17 protein-coding genes are annotated in these 15679 nt (G+C 33.0%); 7 read left to right on the top strand and 10 right to left on the bottom strand.

Annotated features, from left to right (window positions below; genetic code table 11):
- Positions 1–205: 205 nt before the first annotated feature.
- Positions 206–715, top strand: coding sequence for a DinB family protein (locus UH7x_RS14110; protein ID WP_482360565.1), 510 nt, complete (start codon positions 206–208; stop codon positions 713–715).
- 239 nt (positions 716–954) lie between these two features.
- Here the strand turns inward: UH7x_RS14110 and UH7x_RS14105 are convergent, their stop codons facing one another.
- The 4 genes from UH7x_RS14105 to UH7x_RS14090 all read right to left on the bottom strand — a co-directional run bounded on the left by UH7x_RS14105 (position 955) and on the right by UH7x_RS14090 (position 5512).
- A complete protein-coding gene (locus UH7x_RS14105; RefSeq protein ID WP_482360564.1) occupies positions 955–1461 on the bottom strand; it encodes a ferritin in 507 nt (168 codons plus the stop codon).
- A gap of 65 nt (positions 1462–1526) precedes the next feature.
- A complete protein-coding gene (locus tag UH7x_RS14100) occupies positions 1527–1868 on the bottom strand; it encodes a hypothetical protein (RefSeq protein ID WP_482360563.1) in 342 nt (113 codons plus the stop codon).
- An 84-nt stretch (positions 1869–1952) separates the two neighbouring features.
- The gene (locus tag UH7x_RS14095) at positions 1953–3374 is read right to left on the bottom strand and encodes an HmuY family protein (protein ID WP_482360562.1); all 1422 of its coding nucleotides are present in this window, start codon (positions 3372–3374) and stop codon (positions 1953–1955) included.
- Between the two features lie 11 nt (positions 3375–3385).
- Positions 3386–5512 carry a TonB-dependent receptor plug domain-containing protein gene (locus tag UH7x_RS14090; protein WP_482360561.1) on the bottom strand — a complete coding sequence of 709 codons (2127 nt, stop codon included), beginning with the start codon at positions 5510–5512 and terminating at the stop codon, positions 3386–3388.
- Positions 5513–5632: 120 nt separating this feature from the next.
- Here UH7x_RS14090 and UH7x_RS14085 point away from each other — a divergent pair, with 120 nt between their 5' ends.
- The 3 genes from UH7x_RS14085 to UH7x_RS14075 are packed head-to-tail and all read left to right on the top strand — an operon-like array spanning position 5633 to position 7461.
- The gene (locus UH7x_RS14085) at positions 5633–6559 is read left to right on the top strand and encodes a DUF6607 family protein (protein ID WP_482360560.1); all 927 of its coding nucleotides are present in this window, start codon (positions 5633–5635) and stop codon (positions 6557–6559) included.
- Positions 6543–7103, top strand: a complete 561-nt coding sequence (locus UH7x_RS14080; RefSeq protein WP_482360559.1) for an FMN-binding protein — start codon at positions 6543–6545, stop codon at positions 7101–7103. The genes UH7x_RS14085 and UH7x_RS14080 overlap by 17 nt, the downstream gene beginning before the upstream one ends.
- A gap of 1 nt (position 7104) precedes the next feature.
- The gene (locus UH7x_RS14075; RefSeq protein ID WP_482360558.1) at positions 7105–7461 is read left to right on the top strand and encodes a hypothetical protein; all 357 of its coding nucleotides are present in this window, start codon (positions 7105–7107) and stop codon (positions 7459–7461) included.
- 1 nt (position 7462) lies between these two features.
- On the opposite strand, the gene UH7x_RS14070 is transcribed toward UH7x_RS14075, so the two are convergent.
- The 3 genes from UH7x_RS14070 to UH7x_RS14060 form a co-directional block, all read right to left on the bottom strand.
- Positions 7463–8638 carry an FG-GAP repeat domain-containing protein gene (locus tag UH7x_RS14070; protein WP_482360557.1) on the bottom strand — a complete coding sequence of 392 codons (1176 nt, stop codon included), beginning with the start codon at positions 8636–8638 and terminating at the stop codon, positions 7463–7465.
- 183 nt (positions 8639–8821) lie between these two features.
- The gene (locus UH7x_RS14065) at positions 8822–9691 is read right to left on the bottom strand and encodes a hydroxymethylglutaryl-CoA lyase (protein ID WP_482360556.1); all 870 of its coding nucleotides are present in this window, start codon (positions 9689–9691) and stop codon (positions 8822–8824) included.
- A gap of 56 nt (positions 9692–9747) precedes the next feature.
- A complete protein-coding gene (locus UH7x_RS14060) occupies positions 9748–10371 on the bottom strand; it encodes a LysE family translocator (protein ID WP_482360555.1) in 624 nt (207 codons plus the stop codon).
- 80 nt (positions 10372–10451) lie between these two features.
- On the opposite strand from UH7x_RS14060, the gene UH7x_RS14055 reads away from it, so the two are divergent.
- Positions 10452–10883 carry a Dabb family protein gene (locus tag UH7x_RS14055; protein ID WP_482360554.1) on the top strand — a complete coding sequence of 144 codons (432 nt, stop codon included), beginning with the start codon at positions 10452–10454 and terminating at the stop codon, positions 10881–10883.
- Positions 10884–10916: 33 nt separating this feature from the next.
- Here the strand turns inward: UH7x_RS14055 and UH7x_RS14050 are convergent, their stop codons facing one another.
- On the bottom strand, positions 10917–11954 hold the full coding sequence (locus tag UH7x_RS14050; protein WP_482360553.1) for a quinone-dependent dihydroorotate dehydrogenase: 1038 nt from the start codon (positions 11952–11954) through the stop codon (positions 10917–10919).
- A gap of 73 nt (positions 11955–12027) precedes the next feature.
- The gene (locus UH7x_RS14045; protein ID WP_482360552.1) at positions 12028–12480 is read right to left on the bottom strand and encodes a hypothetical protein; all 453 of its coding nucleotides are present in this window, start codon (positions 12478–12480) and stop codon (positions 12028–12030) included.
- A 67-nt stretch (positions 12481–12547) separates the two neighbouring features.
- Here UH7x_RS14045 and pepT point away from each other — a divergent pair, with 67 nt between their 5' ends.
- Both pepT and UH7x_RS14035 read left to right on the top strand, forming a co-directional pair.
- Entirely contained in the window at positions 12548–13780 is a 1233-nt protein-coding gene (pepT, locus tag UH7x_RS14040) for a peptidase T (RefSeq protein ID WP_482360551.1), read from the top strand.
- A gap of 11 nt (positions 13781–13791) precedes the next feature.
- The gene (locus UH7x_RS14035) at positions 13792–14388 is read left to right on the top strand and encodes a YdeI/OmpD-associated family protein (protein ID WP_482360550.1); all 597 of its coding nucleotides are present in this window, start codon (positions 13792–13794) and stop codon (positions 14386–14388) included.
- A gap of 122 nt (positions 14389–14510) precedes the next feature.
- Here UH7x_RS14035 and UH7x_RS14030 read toward each other — a convergent pair whose 3' ends face one another.
- Positions 14511–15494, bottom strand: a complete 984-nt coding sequence (locus tag UH7x_RS14030; protein ID WP_482360549.1) for a metallophosphoesterase family protein — start codon at positions 15492–15494, stop codon at positions 14511–14513.
- Positions 15495–15679: the final 185 nt, after the last annotated feature.

The raw sequence follows: 15679 nt of genomic DNA, 5'->3' as shown, positions 1-15679 counted from the left end.
CTATTTTTATTCTAAAAATCGAATGGAAAATCTTAAGGAAGATTTATAAAACCGCTCGGTTAACACCTCAGTTAAATAATTATGAGCAACAAAAGCAATTTTCATTCACTCAAAAATTCGGATTAAGAAATGTGTTTTAAAACCTATTTATAATCGTTGAAATAAATACAGTAATTTTAATAATTAGAATGGCCAGAACAAACATATGAAAACTACATTTTTATTATTACTAATACTATTAACCCTACCCTGTCAAAGTCAGAAAAATAAACCATCGGTGAAATCCATTCTGCTTGAACAATTAGAAAATACGCACAAAAAGGAAGGTTGGTTTGTTCCCACAAGTAAGGCATTACAAAACATAACCGTAAGACAAGCTAATTGGAAAGACAAAAACGCAAACCATTCTATTTCAGAATTAGTTTCACATTTAATTTTTTGGAACGAAAGAGAATTATTAGCTTTTAAAGGTGAACCATTACCAAGTTTTGATAATGATAACGATGTCACTTTTAAAAAACTTAATATGAATGAGTGGACGGATGCTGTTAAAAGATTAGATAGTATTCAATCCGTTTGGGTTAATACAATTAAAACAGCAACAGAAAGTGAGCTTAATGAATGGAGTTCGGATATCGCTAACATGTGTTCACATAATGCCTATCACACTGGTCAAATCGTATATATTAGAAAGCAAAAGGGATGGTGGAAATAGTTATAAAAACTACAATTTAGGGCAACGACTACAGTTCGATTTCCCCTTTTTCTTGTACTTTTTACAGCATTTTTTCTTTTTATCGCCCGTACAACCTCCACAATCAGCGGAAACCATTACACAAGGACTCATTAGAATTACTGGGCTCATTATTTTTATTAAATCTAAATAATAACAAACCTACAAAAAAAAAGATTCCGACAAACGGAATCTTTTACATTTTTAGAACATCTTATATATTATTCTGGTACATCAACGGAACTAACAATAGTATTAATATCTCTGTCAAACATATAATGTCCAGATTTATCATCTCCAATAATATTTAATTTATCTAATAGTGTGCGTGCAACAGCCTCTTCTTCTAACTGCTCAGTAACATACCATTGCATAAAATTATGTACGTTGTAATCTTTTTTATCTAAACATTCAAAGATTACATGGTTAATTTGTTCGGTAACAAACATTTCACTTTTTAGAAATACTTCAAAAAGCTCATTAAGTGATTTATATTCTGGGGTTGGTTGATCAAGCGCAGGCACAAGTACTTTACCACTTCGTTCATTTATAAACTTCACCAACTTAATCATATGAACTCTTTCTTCTTCAGATTGACTGTAAAAGAATTCTGCAACACCATTGTATCCGTTGGCATCTGCCCAAGACGCCATTGCCAAGTAATGCATTGATGCACTTGCTTCAAATTTTACTTGATCGTTTAATAACTTTTCTATTGATGAATTCATGGTTTTAAAATTTTTAACGAAGTTAATCAGCTTTAAGGTCTATTCAAATAATAGGTTTATAAATTTTATGTGTTTAAGCGAAATTCATTTAATGTATCGTCCATATTAAGCATAAACTGAGTTCCTTTTATTAAATCTTCCATTAAATGCAGTACAGGTTCATTTACTTTTAAGCAAATATCTACTAACGGATTAGAACACCAAATTTTATTGCAAGAACCACCTTCACAATCTTCGCAATTACATGGCTCATTTGTTTTTAAAACAATAATCATTAAATAATCTAGGTCACTCTTAGACATATAAATTCCTACCGAATCGACAATTAATTGCACGACGCAATCTGGGTTAGCACTATTTGTAACCTTAAATGTTGCACCATAGTCGTTTCTATATAGTAATTCCATTATCTATTTTTAGAAAAAAACCGAACACCTAGAAGTGTGTTCGGTTTTAAAATTAACTCAAAATCAAAATCATTGTAATCCTTATTATTCTAATAAAGTATACTCAAAAGCAGGATAACCTCTTACACCACTTTCATTAACTAATGCTGTAAATTTTAATTTATAATTATTCCCATCAAAATCTTTTAATATAAAATACACATCTTCCTTTAATGAAGGTAAAGTTCCTGGTCCGCCACCATTTCTCCAATTACTACCTATTACACGTTGGTCATTTTCAAAAGATGATTCATCAATATCTGTAACGGAGAAATCAGCATAAGCTAAGGTTGCCACTTCAACCATATAAGCTACTGTGCCTGCTTTAGAATTAGTTGTTACAAAATCGGAATATCCATAAGACCCATAACCTTCAATTTCATTTGTAAAAACTGTAAAATTGATATCCCATTTGTCTTTTGTTGGTTCTACAATTACTTCATTTTCTGATACCAGGCTAAAAAATTGAAAATTATAAGCAGCATTTTTAATTATACTTAGCTCAGTGTGAGACGCATCATCTAAGCCTGCATATTGTAATGTATAATCTGCTCCATTTCTCAATACTCGAATTTTCATCCAACCACGAGATTCACCAGAAACAGCTACACTTCCATTTTCGGGCGTTTCGGCACCTATTTCAGAACCTAAATTCACTAAATAAACTTTGTTTTCCGAATCGGTTTCAGATACTTCGGTAATAGCCGTACCAGTAATTACCCCATTTGGAGCATCAACAAAAGTAGTATTTGCTGCATCAAAAGTACCAACGGCAACAGTAGGTTGTAATTCAGCAACACTAGCTGCATCCACTGCATCTATATCAATCGCTTCTAATTCTGATACTGCCATAAAAACAGAACCATTAATAGCGACTCTAAAAGCATCTCCACTGTAAAAAGCAAGATCCCAGCTTTCACGATTAACTGAAGTTTGATTTTGCCCACTTAGATCAACATAAACTTGATTGGGTTGGTTTGGCCCACCTACTTCAAAATCTATAGTTCCACCTAGCGCAGCGGTCTCCTCAAAAGCAACTTGCATTGTGGTGTTTCCATTAGCTATACCATTACTAATATCTACAGAAGCAATGCTGAAATCAATGCTTTTTTCTTCACCTTCTATAGCATCTTTCAATTTTGAAAAACTAAATGATGCGCTCGTAGCACCGCTTGGTATTGACACTAAAATAACTCCGTTTTCAGCAGCCGGAACTGTTACGAAATCTTCACTTGAACCATAAATAGCATTTAATCCCGTAAACGAAATACTTATTGTACCAGCTTCTGTTGCGGCCGTTGAAAGTACTAAATTGATTTCTTTATCGCTTTCCGTTGCCTTAAAACTAACAGACGGGTTCTCAAAAGCCACCACAAGTTCTTCAGGTACAACATTGTTATCATCTGAACTGCATGATGCCAGTACTAGTAAAAATAAAATAGATATTAGTTTGATTGTGTTTTTCATTGGAATCGGTTTTAAAAATTAAGGTTATATAATAGTTTTAGAAAAAATGAACGGCCGTAGCCTAGTAATACAGTATTAGACGGACCAGAATGAACTGCACCGCCTGTAGTTGCAGTATTTACCCGGGTAACATCTAACAAGTTTCTTGCGCCAAGAGCGGCTTGAAATTTATTTTTAAAGAATGACTTCTTTACAGTGGCATCTAACCAACTGTATTGATCTTGCTCGCCTCTGATGAAAATTACATCACCCGCCGAATCTTGTGTTTGCAAAAATTGATATTGCTTGCCTGTGTATTTATAAAAGGCAGAAAAAACAGTATTCCACTTTGGAATCTTATACGATAAATTGCTGTTTACTTGAAGTGAATACAGATAATCATCATTGAAATCTATTTGACTTTCTAATGTTTTGGACTGACCGGAAAATGATATTCCTGCACTTAATTGAAGATTTTTATATGAAGTTACATTCGTAAAAGAAAGCCCCCAAGTGTTATAAGTATCAATATTATTAAATTGATAAGCAAGCGGACTCGTATTGACAATCGTTAATTCAATTCGATCATCTACTGACATATACCAAGCGGAAAGTTTATTCTTTAGTAACCAGTTATTATCTGGAGTCCAGAATTCTTTTTTTAAATGTAAAAAACCAGAATAACCACGTTCTGGATTTACCAAGTCATTACCGCGTACATCGTGATTTACATCTACAAAATAGGTAAATAATTCATCGTAATTTGGGTTCCTAGGTGATGACCCCAATACAGCCCTTAACTGATATCCATTATTAAAAAGATACCTAGAACTTAAAGAAAGGGCCGTTTGCACATCAAATTTTGAAGAGAACATAACCCGTACCCCCGGTCGTAACGCAAACTTTTCTGTAACTGAATATTCTGCTGACGTAAAAACGTCATAAGATTCTAATCGTCTCTCAATATTTTCAGTTTCAAAATCACCAGCTAATGATGAAGAGTAGCCATCTATACTACTAATCTCATATCCAAATTGATAATTAGACCAATTATTAGTAAATAAATTATTTAGAGTGCCGCGAGAATACAGTCCTTTGCGAGACTCATATTCGAACGCTTTATTATCAAATTCTTCTTTAGTTTTTATTCGATAATTATAAGTCTCTACATTTCTTTTTTGCTGCTGATACGAAAACGATGCATCGTAATTCGCGCTTTTAAACAAATTACCAGAAAAGTTAAGATGATGGTTGAATCTTTCGGATGTGAAAATCTCATCTGAAGCTGTAGGATTAGTGGTCTGTGTTGCCGAATTTAAATTCGTACGCACTACGGAATCGTATCTTGATACTGTTTCATCAAAATATTCGAACCTGTAAAAAGCATTTGTATTATTCGAATTGTACCGAATTAGTGCCTTGGCATTATTTTGCAATTTTGGCAACCATTCGTAACCGCGATTTCCGTCATTAAACTCATAATTCTGACCTTCACGATTGCCAAAATGACCCGCAAAATCATTACGCGTATATGTACCATTTACGTACCACTTTTCAGAAATATTATGCCCAACTTTAATCGATTGTATATGTCTACCTTGATCAAAAAAACCATACTCGTTACTAATGGTTTCTTCTTGTATATATGGTGTTATTTGCCATTTGTATTTTGATGATTTCTTGGTAATAATGTTTATAATTCCAGAAACAGCATTCGAACCATACTGCACCCCCATTGACCCCTCTACAATTTCAACTTTTTCAACATCATCCAGATTTAATTGTGTTAAGTCAGTGTTATTTCCGAGACCCTCGTCATTAATTACAGGAATGTTATCAATTAATATTTTAAAGTATTGCGAATCAAGACCAAATAACTGCACTCCACTTTTTCCGCTTGAGGCATTGGGTATAATATTTATGTTTAATGTTTGATTTAATACGTCGGCCAAATTATTTGCCGCCAAATTATCAATCACCGTTCTAGGAATCACTTTAACCTGAAATACTGCTTTATCTACACTTTGTTTATTGTATTGCCCTGTAACCACAACTTCATTTAAATTGGTTGTCTTAACCGAATCAATGGACTCTTGCTGCGCATTTATATCTGTTAAAAAAATGAAAGCAAATAACACAATTGAAATTCTAATTAACATGAATATTGTTTAGACTGATTCTTAATAATGCTCAAATATATATCTTATTTTTATTCAATCTAAATAAAAATACTATTTTTGTTGAAGAAATAATTTGTTCAAACTTTTAAACTATTAGTAATGAGAAAATTGACGCTATTAGGAATGTTGTTCCTTTCAATTACAACATTCGGTCAAGTCGAGACCAACAAAAAACAACAGGATATTGATGCTATAAAAGCAATGTGCGGTTGTTATGAAGTAACTTTTAAATACACCGAAACGTTCGCTCCCGAAATAGATTATGAGAAACATTTAGACTACACCTCTGGAGCACTAGAGTGGGCCGAATTAATAGAGGATGGAGAAAACAAACTATCAATCCAACATCTATTATTAGTGCGTGATTCTATGGTAATAAAGCATTGGCGCCAAGATTGGGAATATGAAAATCAAGAAGTATTTTATTACGATAAAGATAACAATTGGAAATTCTCAACCTTACCTAAAGAAAGTGTAAAAGGACAGTGGACTCAGAAAGTTTTTCAGGTAGATGATAGCCCTAGATATTCTGGTTCTGCTACTTGGATTCACGCTGATGGTAAAAATTACTGGGAAAACACTACCTATTCACCATTACCAAGACGTGAATATTCAAAACGAAAAGATTACAATGTTATGCTACGTGGTAATCGACAAGAAATTACTGCTACAGGTTGGATACATGAACAAGATAATGACAAAATTATACGTGAAGATAATCAAGAAGACGTGCTTTTAGCTCAAGAAAAAGGATACAATGTTTACACAAAAGTAAACGATGAAAAATGTAAGCCAGCAAAAGATTGGTGGGTTAACAATTACAAATTCTGGAATAAGGTTAGAAATTCTTGGGATAAAGTTTACAATAGGTCTGGAGACTTAACATTACTAAAATCGGTTGACGAAGAACCTTTGTTTATGCATTTTTATAAACTTGAAAAGCAAGATGCAAAACCACGTGAGATAAACAAATTAATTAAAAATTTCGTTACTGATAAATCCGTTTCTAGTGTTGAAGGTAAATAGAAATCTATCTAGTTTAGGGTTGCTAATTATAGCAACCCTTTTAATCTCATTTTCAAAAAATGAAATTGACCCAAGATTGCAAAAAAAGATTAACACAGCTATTCTATCTACCTACGAAGTAGAAACGAAGGTTTTAAAAAAAGTCATTATTCCAGAAACTATTAATAATGAAACGCCTGCAACTTTAGTTGAAAATAGCTTCTTTGAAATCTATAGTGAAGAAAATAAAATTGGCTACCTATATTTAGGTGAAGCCCCTAGTATGAAGAGAAAATTTGACTATATCGTTCTTTTTAATATTGATTTAACCATTAAAAAATCGAAGGTGCTAATCTATAGAGAAGACCATGGAAAACAAATTGGAAGTCAACGTTGGCTTAAACAATTTATTGGTTTATCTACTGAAGATGAACCAACATACGGCGAATCTATTGATGCTATTTCAGGTGCAACTATTTCTGCATCAAGTATGACAAAAGCCATGAATGACGTTCTAAAAAGCATTAAAATTTTAAAGGAAAAAAAAGTGATTAAAATCGAATAATATGCCTGATATAGACACCATTTACCACAATAAGTTAGGCGTAGCCTTTCAATGGAAAAATAACCATACTAAAGATTGTAATAAGGTACAGATAGTTTTTCGGGATAACGGACTATTACTAACCCGAGAGGAATTATCTAAATTCTCTAAAAACATTAAATATACAAAAGACAATAACTTTCTTTGTAAGGATTGTGCGGAAAAAGAAACTTGTAGAACACTGCTTGTAGAATCTCCACTACCTCAAGTCACTTTTGCGCTAAATGCAAAAGAATTAATTGAAATTCAAGATTTAATTGATGGCACTTTATTTCAACTAGATCTCGGTATTTATTTAAACAAAATGTGTAATCCATAAATCAGTTTGGAATATTATTTTCAAGAATAAAAACACCATTCTTGTTGGCAATAACAATGTCTGGTTTTTCATCTTTGTTTATATCTGCAATGGCGATATTTAAACCTGCTCCAGAATCAGAGTCAATTAAATGTTCTTTATAATATGGAGCAGTCTTAGGTGTAAATTCAATCCAGAATAATAAAGGCACATCATCATCACCGGCATCATTCCCATTATGTGCTAAGAAGCGTTTACCGGTTACAAAATCTTCACTTCCATCTCCATTTAAATCAACCATTATTGAAGAATGCGTCTGAGCGGTAGTTGTACTTATTAAATGTGTTTTAAACTCATCGCCTTTTTTTTCATACCACCAAACTCCAAGTTTATGTGCCGATGCGGTTAAAACATCATTATTTCCATCACCGTTTACATCTAATACTTGCATATGCGAACATGGTTCACTTATCCTTGTCGAATGAAATTTCCAATCACCAGATTTATTATCCTCAGTTCCTTCAAACCAACCTTCCGCTATAACAACATCATTATTTCCATCATTGTTAATATCACCATAACCAATACCATGAGAAAACCGTTCTGTTCCAGGAACGTTCTCAGTACTAATTGCGAATCGCCTCCATTCAGTTTCACCTTGCTTCAATGGTGCCTGCAACCAAACTATTTGATTTTTATCTACATCTCCACATAAAATTTCAAGTCTACCATCTCCATCAATATCTATAAATCCTGGTGATTCATTTGCTATCCCCATCGAATCTGCAATAATGTGTTTCCGCCAGACACTAGGTTTGTTTTTAGGATTCTCAAACCAAAAGGCATGCTTACCAGGATAATCAATAATGATTACATCTTCCCATCCATCTAAATTGACGTCCATAGCCATATTTAAAAAAGATTCGCAATACTCTTCACGTGGATTGTAAGTGCGTGAAGGTGCCATCTCACGACGTTCCCAATTAGGAGCTTCAAACCAATAATATCCAGCAACAATATCAATAGCGCCGTCTTTATTTAAATCGGCTGCTGCTACGCCTTCCGAAATAAAGTCTCTAGTGATAACCGTTTTTTTAAAATCAGAGGAAGTCTCGGATTGCGCAAAAGAAAACGATAGACAAAAACACAATACGAAGGCGACAACTAATAAGTTATTTGTGGCACTGTATAGTTTCATTTTTAAACATATTATAAATTCTCAATTCTAAAATTGAAATTGATTCGTATTTGAATATCATAAGAAGCCTTATACTTCTCATAAACCTGTGAACTAAAAATAAAGAATAATGTGTTGGAAGATATTAAATACTACCTAATCTTTTTAATAAAACTAATTGGCAAGATTTATTGGTGCAACTTCTTAGTCATGATATTGAGAAAAAAGCTCTGTAGCCTTATTAAAAGCTGCTTCAAAAACCATCCAATTAACACCAGTATCCACCTTATGCGTGGTAAAATAAGAAAGCAAGTTTTCGGTGGGCATGTTACCTGTTAACTCATCTGTAGCCATTGGACAGCCCCCAAAACCTTGAATAGCTCCATCAAACCGTCGGCATCCTGAATTATAAGCTGCATCCACTTTTTCCATCCATTTAGACGGTGTTGTATGTAAGTGTGCTCCAAATTCTACTTCAGGATATTTAGGAATCAAATTCGAAAAAAGATATTCAATATTCTCGGGTGATGAAGAACCAATCGTATCTGACAAAGACAAAATCTTAGTCCCCATTGATGCTAACTTTTCAGTCCACTTCCCTACTATATCTACATTCCATGGGTCACCATATGGATTACCGAAGCCCATAGAAATATATGTGATTACCTTTTTATTTGCAGCATCGGCTATGTTTAAAATTTCTTGTAAAGTAGCTACCGATTGTGCTATTGTTTTATGCGTATTACGCATTTGAAAATTCTCTGAAATAGAAAATGGGAATCCTAAATAGTCAACTTGTTCATGTTTAACAGCATCTTTTGCTCCTCTAACATTTGCAACAATTACAGACATTTTACTATTTGTTTCCGAAAAATCTAACTTTGAAAGGACCTCAGATGTATCTACCATTTGAGGAATTGCTTTTGGGGAAACAAAACTACCAATATCAATAGTATCGAAACCACACTTTAATAACGATTGTAGATAAACTACCTTCGCATCTGTGGGCATAAATGTCTTTATACCTTGCATGGCATCTCGTGGACATTCTATGATTTTAACTTTATTCGACATTCTTAATTAGGCAATTTTTAAAATCTTTTTATTACTACTATCCAACAAAATTAGCACTATTTATCTGATAATAATATGTAAACGCCAATCGCAATAAATACGTATACCTGTAACCATTTTAATATCTTACCAAGATTAGCATTCTCTTTAATATACTTCGCTATAGCGGCCGATAAAATTGCAATACAACTAAAAATAATGGCTGATACAAACATAAAGAGTAACCCTAAAATATAAAACTGTATTACAGTACTCATCGTACTACTAAATAAGAATCCTGGGAAAAAGGCCAAAAAGAAAATGGCAACTTTTGGATTCAACACATTCATTATAAAGCCTTGTTTGAATAATTGAAGCACTCCTTTTTCAGAAACAACATTATTTAAATCAATTGCGGCGCTATTTTGATATACCTGATATGCCAAATAAAACAAGTATAATGCACCTAATAATTTAATTATAAAAAATAGTGTATCATTTGTTTTAATTATTGCCGAAACACCAAAAGCTAACAAAGTAGTATGCACCAAACAGCCCGTAATTAAACCCGCTACGGTCGCTAAACCAAACTTCTTTCCATTAGCAATACTTTGCATAAGCACATAAATATTATCGGGGCCAGGTGAAATAGCCAAAGCTGTTGTGGCCAGAACAAAACCTAATAATATTTCATAATTCATACTCTTATTTGTTCCACGAAAAATACGAATAACTTTTTCGAAATTTTATTTTCTTTATCTTTCAAGGAAAATAAATACAAATGAAAAAATATGGATTATCAGTTGTCTTCATGTTAGCAATTTTGGCATGTGGCTTTACACCTAAAGACGATGCAAAAACCGAAGAAAAAGAAGTAATAATGGAAACAACTAAAACTGAAGATAGCGTTTTAAGACACGTTGTTCTTTTTAAATTTAAAGATGGCACATCTCCTGAAAGTATTAAAGAGGTAGTAGATGCCTTTTCAGCATTACCATCGAAAATATCTGAAATTGCGGATTACGAATGGGGAATTAACAATAGCCCTGAAGGCTTAAACAAGGGATTAACTCATGGTTTTTTATTGACTTTTAAATCTGAGGCTGATAGAGATATCTATTTACCGCATCCAGCGCATAAAGCGTTTGGTGCTGTATTGGGTCCGCATTTAGATGATGTAACAGTTTTTGATTACTGGAGCAAAACTAACTAAAGTATGAGCGGTGATAATTTAAATTGTTGCCGCTTATTTTTTTTCAAGAATCGCCTTATTAATTTGCTTAATTAAGGCAGGACCTTCGTAAACGAAGCCTGTCCATATTTGAATAAGTGCAGCACCAGCATCCAATTTTTCGATAGCATCTTCTGCAGAATGAATTCCCCCAACACCAATAATCGGAAAAGCTTTATTGCTTTTTTCAGATAAAAAACGAATAACCTCGGTACTTCTATTCTTCAAAGGTTTTCCACTTAATCCACCTTTTTGTTCTGTAGAAATTAAATCAGACTTCAAACCTTCTCTAGAAATAGTTGTATTAGTTGCAATTACTCCTTCTATCTTAGTTTCTTTAACAATCTCAATTATATCCAATAATTGGTCTTCTGTTAAGTCTGGAGCTATTTTTAATAATATTGATTTTCCCTTACCATTATTTTTATTTGCACGTTTTTCATTCGCTGTCTTTAACTCCTTTAACAAAGCTGTTAATGGTTCTTTATCTTGTAAAGCTCTAAGACCTGGAGTATTTGGAGAACTTACGTTCACAACAAAATAATCAACATAATCAAATAATGAATCAAAGCAAATTAAGTAATCTTTAGTAGCTTCCTCATTTGGGGTAATTTTGTTCTTTCCAATATTTCCACCGATTAAAACCTTATGCTTTTTCTTAAGCTTTTCAACAGCTTCCATAACTCCATCATTATTAAAGCCCATTCTATTTATTATAGCCTGATCAGCTTTTAATCTAAAAAGCCGCTGTTTGGGATTACCGGATTGTGCTTTTGGAGTTAATGTCCCAATTTCAACAAAGCCAAAACCAAAATTAGAAAGCTCGTTATATAACACAGCATTCTTATCAAAACCAGCAGCTAAACCAACCGGATTCTTAAATTTCAATCCAAATACTTCGCGTTCTAAACGTTTATCTGAAACTGAATAAAGTGCTTTAAAAATTCCACCGAAACCTAAAGATGATAATACCTTTACAAGGTTAAATGTAATATGATGTACACGTTCAGGATCTAGAAGAAATAATAAGGGTCGAACAAGTGATTTGTACATAGTTTAATAAAATATTTGACACAAAAGTACAAACTAAAAAGTTCTTTTATTAACAGTTGAGATAGAATTAAATCTATTTTTCTTCAACCGCAGTTGCCTCATAAATAACAGGGGTTACTTCTATAGGATTACGCACTGCTTCATGGCAAAGGGTAAGGTAAAAATCGTATTGTTGTTGATTAAAAGTTGCAATTAATTCTTCATCAATATCTCGTGAAGTTTGCATCAGTTTCAACTGTAATACTCTATATTTTCTAGCTAACGTCAATAATTCTTCTGGAGTACTTTGTGGGTGTTCAGCCAAAAGTTTGGCTATTTCATCATCAATACTTTTAGATGAAAGCGAATATTTAGCTTTTAATTCTTCAAGTTTTTGTATTTGAGTTTCATTAAGTTGAAAAATCTCAACTACGGGATTAGAAGCTTCTCCTCCAATATCTAACGTACAATCAGGCGATTGCGCATAGGAATAAGCAATTGAGAGAAAAAAAACAATAATTACATTTAAATGCTTGAAATAAACCATACAGATTTGGGCTTAGTAGGTTATACAACTTACTAATAAACAGTATTTTTACTAAAAAATTATATCAATGAAGCAGATTATTGACCGCTTTTTGCGTTATGCTATGATTGACTCGCAAAGCAACCCCAATTCAAAAACTACGCCAAGCACTGAAAAACAGTGGAATATAGCCGAAGAAATAGTGTTCGACCTACAAGAAATTGGCCTTACAGATGTAACTATAGATAATAACGCCTATATCATGGCTACATTGCCAAGTAATGTTGATTATGATGTGCCTACGATAGGTTTTATATCTCATTTCGATACATCACCAGATTTTTCTGGAACCGACGTAAATCCAAAAATTATTGAGAATTATGATGGGAAGGACATTGTTTTAAATGCAGAGAAGAATATTATTCTATCGCCTGATTATTTCGAAGATTTATTGCAATACAAAGGACAAACTTTAATAACTACTGATGGTACTACTCTTTTAGGCGCCGATGATAAAGCCGGAATTACTGAAATAATTACTGCAATGCATTACCTTGTTAGACATCCTGAAGTAAAGCACGGAAAAATTAGAATTGGTTTTACGCCTGACGAAGAAATTGGCCGTGGAGCACATAAGTTTGATGTGGAAAAATTTGGGGCTAAGTGGGCATACACGATGGATGGAAGTCAAATTGGTGAACTTGAATATGAAAATTTTAATGCCGCAAGTGCTAAAATTACCATAGAAGGCAGAAGTGTACACCCAGGTTATGCTAAAGGCAAAATGGTTAATGCCATTAGTATCGCCAACGAATTCATGTCGATACTTCCTCCTGAAGAAACACCGCAAAATACTACCGGTAGAGAAGGCTTTTTTCATGTACATTCTTTAAAAGGTGAAATTGAAAATGCAGAATTTCAATTAATTATTCGAGATCATGATAAAGCTAAGTTTGAAGAAAGAAAACAATTATTACAAGCAATTACAGATAGTTTAAATTCGATACACAACAACTGTATCACAATAGAAATGAACGATCAGTATTATAATATGCGTGAAAAAATTGAACCTGTTTTGCATATTGTAGAAACTGCTAAAGAAGCAATGGAGGCTGTTGGAGTTACTCCAATTATTAAACCTATTCGCGGAGGTACTGATGGTTCGCAATTGAGCTATATGGGATTACCATGTCCTAATATTTTTGCAGGCGGGCATAATTTTCATGGTAAATTCGAATATGTACCCGTACATAGTATGGTAAAAGCTACAGAAGTAATTGTTAGAATTTGTGAATTTACTGCACGAAAGCCAATGGAATAAAATTCAATGAAATGGATTATTCAGAAAAAGTTGAAGCCTATTATAGCGAAGAACATCAGTTTAAAAAAGGAATACAAAAACTTCGAGAATTAGCACTAAAAGCTAATGCAGAAGAATTTTTTAAATGGCAAGCTCCTGTTTATGGTATTGATGGTAAAAATGTATTCTGGATTGCACGATTTAAAAATCATTTTGGAATAGGATTTTTTAACGGTGTGTTCTTATCAGACCCTAAGAATGTACTTATAAATGTTCAAGAAGAAAAAACAATGGCTATGCGTCATTGGCATTTTAAATCTGACATTGATATTGACGAGATAAATGTACTTAACTATATAAAGGAAGCTTTAGAAAATCAAAATAAAGGATTAAGCCTAGCTCCTGTCAAGAAAAAGAAAGCAAGAATACCGTTGCCAGAATTACTAAATAAAGCACTTGCTAAAAATAGTCTAGCCAAGAAAAATTTTAAAGCACTATCAGCTTACAAACAAAAAGAATATATAGCGTATATCGCAACTGCTAAACAAGAAAAAACAAAACTTTCTAGACTTGTAAAAATTTTACCTATGCTCGAAGAAGGCAAAGGATTAAATGATATGTATCGGTGATATTGCCTGTGCTAATAATTAGTAATTTTACTTATTCATTATTTTCATTTAAAAGCTCATTTTCAAAAGAACGCCGTTGAAGTTGTTACGGGATAAAAGTCCTTAAAAACTAATCCAAAAAATTATAACTTCAAAAAGGAACTCGGCCAGCTACATGCATCTACCTTTTTTCCTTTTACATCGCGTATCCAAGTGTTGAAGATGCGTTCTCCTTCTTTTAAAACAATAATTCTAGCACCTTCTAATGGAGCTTTATTATAAGTTTTTGTTTTTGTAACTCTACCATAAGCCAATGCAATATCGTAGTAAGTTCCTATGTAATCGTTGTTGTGGTCATGACCTACAAAAGTTCCCATAACATCTTTACACTCTAACATAGCCGCAAACATCCCGGTATTGATTTCAGGGCCACATTCTTCCTCTTTTCTTTGTCCAAATGTTTTACTCTTCTTATTCTTCCAAGCTTGATAATATTCGGGTAATGGAATATGAAAAAATGCAATAGCTGGCAATGGCTTTCCGCTGTTCATTTCCGTAAATTCTCTGCTTTTTTTCTTATACCAAGTTACCTGCGAACTATCAAACCAACCCCAACCATCGACTTTAGGTTTTAACGTACTATATGCATTTGAATCCATTATGTAAATAAGTGCTTCACTCATATTCTCTTTGCTTTGAATCGGTAATACAAAATTAGAGTTGCCATAAGTTTCGCCCTTGTCATCATTTAAACAATAGGATAAACCCTCAAGAAACTTAGCTACTTCTTTTCGAGATAAATCTGCTTGAGAATCATGATTTCCTAAGGTAACAATCCACGGAATTTTTGCATTAGCAAAAATTTTCTCAAACTCCTTATACGTTTTTTCTGGATTTCCATCTGTGGCCACGTCGCCAGTTAACACAACTAAATCTGGGGTTTCTATTTTAAGTACTTTTGTAATAGTAGCAAATACCTCTAAATTTTTACCTTGTTCAACATTTACATGTGTATCTGTAAATTGAACAACTTTGAATTCTTTCTGATTATTAAAATGTAAAGTTGAGTATTCCTGAGACTGAAGTGATAAAGTCAGAAAAAAAAATAAAATACATGTTGCTTTCATTGACACTTTTTATTGAGATTTAGTTGTTTAAATTTTCATTAAAATAAATGAAAAAGCAAGTTCAGCAAAATCTAAAAAAACTGCAACTTTACGCAATTCAAATAAATTACATTTAACATTAAATCTCTTATAAATTAAACAAGAGGTTTAACAACTTCTTTATTAATTAATCTTGTTTTGGTTAG

The organism is Aurantibacter sp. UH7, from assembly GCF_056839165.1.
This window is presented reverse-complemented; position numbering and strand designations above follow the sequence as displayed.

Coding starts and splice junctions, on each gene's coding strand:
- UH7x_RS14095 (WP_482360562.1), bottom strand. CDS start 3,374: ATGAAAAACACAATCAAACTAATATCTATTTTATTTTTACTAGTACTG.
- UH7x_RS14105 (WP_482360564.1), bottom strand. CDS start 1,461: ATGAATTCATCAATAGAAAAGTTATTAAACGATCAAGTAAAATTTGAA.
- pepT (WP_482360551.1), top strand. CDS start 12,548: ATGAAGCAGATTATTGACCGCTTTTTGCGTTATGCTATGATTGACTCG.
- UH7x_RS14050 (WP_482360553.1), bottom strand. CDS start 11,954: ATGTACAAATCACTTGTTCGACCCTTATTATTTCTTCTAGATCCTGAA.
- UH7x_RS14065 (WP_482360556.1), bottom strand. CDS start 9,691: ATGTCGAATAAAGTTAAAATCATAGAATGTCCACGAGATGCCATGCAA.
- UH7x_RS14035 (WP_482360550.1), top strand. CDS start 13,792: ATGGATTATTCAGAAAAAGTTGAAGCCTATTATAGCGAAGAACATCAG.
- UH7x_RS14060 (WP_482360555.1), bottom strand. CDS start 10,371: ATGAATTATGAAATATTATTAGGTTTTGTTCTGGCCACAACAGCTTTG.
- UH7x_RS14070 (WP_482360557.1), bottom strand. CDS start 8,638: ATGAAACTATACAGTGCCACAAATAACTTATTAGTTGTCGCCTTCGTA.
- UH7x_RS14090 (WP_482360561.1), bottom strand. CDS start 5,512: ATGTTAATTAGAATTTCAATTGTGTTATTTGCTTTCATTTTTTTAACA.
- UH7x_RS14075 (WP_482360558.1), top strand. CDS start 7,105: ATGCCTGATATAGACACCATTTACCACAATAAGTTAGGCGTAGCCTTT.
- UH7x_RS14045 (WP_482360552.1), bottom strand. CDS start 12,480: ATGGTTTATTTCAAGCATTTAAATGTAATTATTGTTTTTTTTCTCTCA.
- UH7x_RS14110 (WP_482360565.1), top strand. CDS start 206: ATGAAAACTACATTTTTATTATTACTAATACTATTAACCCTACCCTGT.
- UH7x_RS14100 (WP_482360563.1), bottom strand. CDS start 1,868: ATGGAATTACTATATAGAAACGACTATGGTGCAACATTTAAGGTTACA.
- UH7x_RS14085 (WP_482360560.1), top strand. CDS start 5,633: ATGAGAAAATTGACGCTATTAGGAATGTTGTTCCTTTCAATTACAACA.
- UH7x_RS14030 (WP_482360549.1), bottom strand. CDS start 15,494: ATGAAAGCAACATGTATTTTATTTTTTTTTCTGACTTTATCACTTCAG.
- UH7x_RS14055 (WP_482360554.1), top strand. CDS start 10,452: ATGAAAAAATATGGATTATCAGTTGTCTTCATGTTAGCAATTTTGGCA.